At 66.7% G+C, this 2,796-nt stretch carries 2 protein-coding genes and 1 pseudogene; 2 read left to right on the forward strand and 1 reads right to left on the reverse strand.

Going from position 1 to position 2,796, the window contains the following annotated elements; all coding sequences use genetic code 11:
• Window positions 1-103, forward strand: a pseudogene (locus MMG85_RS18330) (IS110 family transposase); the annotation flags it as partial.
• A 49-nt stretch (window positions 104-152) separates the two neighbouring features.
• On the opposite strand, the gene MMG85_RS18335 reads toward MMG85_RS18330, so the two are convergent.
• Window positions 153-581: a VOC family protein gene (locus tag MMG85_RS18335; RefSeq protein ID WP_241047340.1), complete on the reverse strand. Its 429-nt coding sequence runs from the start codon at window positions 579-581 to the stop codon at window positions 153-155.
• A 198-nt stretch (window positions 582-779) separates the two neighbouring features.
• Here MMG85_RS18335 and MMG85_RS18340 point away from each other — a divergent pair.
• Window positions 780-2,796 (forward strand): catalase (locus MMG85_RS18340; RefSeq protein WP_241047341.1); only part of this gene is annotated, 2,017 nt, incomplete at its 3' end.

Raw genomic sequence — 2,796 nt, forward strand, 5'->3', positions numbered from 1 at the left:
AGGTAAACCCGCCAAGGTGGCCCTGGTGGCATCCATGCGCAAACTGCTGGTCATCCTCAACGCCCGCATGCGGGACCATCTCAACGCCTCCCAAACAGCCTGAATCAAGACAGTTGCTCTCCCCGCCCAGCGGGGAGAAGGAAAAGGGAGCATCAGAACTCCATCTTCACCGAGGCCGCGCTGCGCTTCGCTTCACCGTGGTACACCGCTTCGATGTTGTTGCCGTCCGGGTCCAGCACGAACGCAGCGTAATACCCGGGGTGATACGACCGCAGTCCCGGCGCGCCGTTGTCCTTGCCGCCGTGCGCCAACGCGACTTCGTGGAAGCGGTCCACCATCGCGCGATCCTGCGCCTGGAACGCCAGGTGGTGGCGGCCGGTGAGCTCGCCGTGTGCGGCTTCGCTGCCGGCGGTGGAAACGAACAGCTCATCGGCCCAGAAATAGCCCGTGTCCTCGCCGCCCATCGGCACGCCGAGCACATCAAATACCGCCGCGTAGAACCTGCGGCTCGCCTCCAGGTCGCGCACGACCAGTTGGACATGGTCGATCAGGCGGCCGCGGTGCAGTTCATTCGTTTCCATGAGGCAATCCTCCGGTTGAAAGACCGACAGTGAACACATGGCATGCGGACAGCGAGTGTCCCCGACCTTTCGTCGGCACGGCGTCAATGCGATCTGCCCGCACACCGTGACGCCCCCTGCACACCCGTGCGCCGATGATCGGTGGATACAGGCCCTCGCGCACCGCGATGGCTGGTCCGTCCGTCCAGGAGACCCCAGATGGCTGCGCGCAAATCCGCTCCCCGTTCATCGAACACCGCCCCGTCCGCCACGCCGACCACCGGCAACGGCGGCGAACTGCACTTCACCGCCAGCGGCAAGCATCCGCCGCTGACCACCAACCAGGGCATCCCGGTCAGCGACAACCAGAATTCGCTGCGCGCGCACGAACGCGGACCGACGCTGCTGGAAGACTTCATCCTGCGCGAGAAGATCACCCACTTCGACCACGAGCGCATCCCCGAGCGCATCGTGCATGCGCGCGGCACCGGTGCGCACGGTTACTTCGAGCTGACGAAATCGCTGAAGAAGTACACCACCGCACGCGTACTCAACGAGACCGGCGTGCGCACGCCGGTGTTCTGCCGCTTCTCCACCGTGGCCGGCGGCGCCGGCTCGGTGGACACGCCGCGCGACGTGCGCGGCTTCGCGGTGAAGTTCTACACCCAGGAGGGCAACTGGGACCTGGTGGGCAACAACATCCCGGTGTTCTTCATCCAGGACGCGATGAAATTCCCGGACCTGGTGCACTCGGTGAAGATGGAACCCGACCGCGGCTATCCGCAGGCCGGCAGCGCGCACGACACGTTCTGGGATTTCATTTCGCTGACGCCAGAAGCCTTCCACATGATCATGTGGGCGATGAGCGACCGCACGATTCCGCGCTCGCTGCGGATGATCGAAGGCTTCGGCGTGCACAGCTTCCGCCTGCTCGATGCCAAGGGCAACAGCACCTTCGTCAAGTTCCACTGGCGCCCGAAGCTCGGCCTCCAGTCGACCGTGTGGGATGAAGCGGTGAAGTTGCAGGCCGCCGACAACGACTTCCATCGCCGCGACCTGTTCGAGGCCATCCAGAAGGGCGATTTCCCCGAATGGGAACTGGCGGTGCAGCTGTTCACCGAGGAACAGGCCGATGCCTTCCCGTTCGATCATCTCGATCCGACCAAGCTGATCCCCGAGGAACTGGTGCCGCTGACGGTGATCGGCCGCATGGTGCTGGACCGCTGGCCGGACAACTTCTTCGCCGAGACCGAACAGGTCGCCTACTGCCCGGCCAACATCGTGCCCGGCATCGACTTCAGCAACGACCCGCTGCTGCAGGGCCGGCTGTTCTCCTATCTGGACACGCAGCTGTCGCGGCTGGGCGGACCCAACTTCCACCAGATCCCGGTCAATGCGCCGAAGTGCCCGTTCGCCAACCTGCAACGCGACGGCCACATGCAGATGCAGGTACCGAAGGGGCGCGTGAACTACGAGCCCAGCAGCCTGCAGCCGGATACCCCGCGCGAAACGCCGGCCGGCTTCCGCAGCCACGCCAGTATCGCCGACGGCCGCAAGGGGCGCGTGCGGCCGGAGAGCTTCGCCGACCACTACAGCCAGGCGCGGCTGTTCTTCCGCAGCCAGACCGCGCCGGAGCAGGCGCACATGGCGGCGGCACTGGTGTTCGAGCTGTCGAAGGTGGAAACCCCGCACGTGCGCGAGGCCATCGTCGGCCACCTGCGCCACATCGATGCCGTCTTGGCCAAGCGCGTCGCCGACGGCCTGGGCCTGGACGCGCTGCCGCCCGCGCCGCCCACGACGGTCAAGCCGCAGGACATGCCGCCCTCACCCGCGCTGCAGATCATCGGCAAGATGAAGCCCACGCTGCAGGGCCGCTGTGTCGGCATCCTGGTCGATGACGGTTCGGATGCGGCCGCAATCGCCGCCGTGCGCAAGGCGGCCGAAGCCGACGGCGCGCAGGTCAAGATCGTCGCACCGAAGATCGGCGGCGCGAAGCTCGGCAACGGCAAGCGCCTGCCGGCCGACGGACAACTGGCCGGCACGCCGTCGACGGTGTTCGATGCGGTCGCGCTGGTACTGTCGGAGGCCGCCGGCAAGGCGCTCGCCGCCGAGGCCGCCGCCGTCGATTGGGTGCGCGATGCCTTCGGCCATCTGAAGGCCATCGCGCACGACAGCGGCGCCGGCGCCGTCATCAAGGCCGCCGGCATCGGCCAGGATGCCGGCGTGGTGAAGGCGT

The organism is Pseudoxanthomonas sp. LH2527, assembly GCF_022539275.1.
In the GTDB taxonomy this organism is placed as follows: Bacteria; Pseudomonadota; Gammaproteobacteria; order Xanthomonadales; family Xanthomonadaceae; genus Pseudoxanthomonas_A.

Coding starts and splice junctions, on each gene's coding strand:
- MMG85_RS18335 (WP_241047340.1), bottom strand. CDS start 581: ATGGAAACGAATGAACTGCACCGCGGCCGCCTGATCGACCATGTCCAA.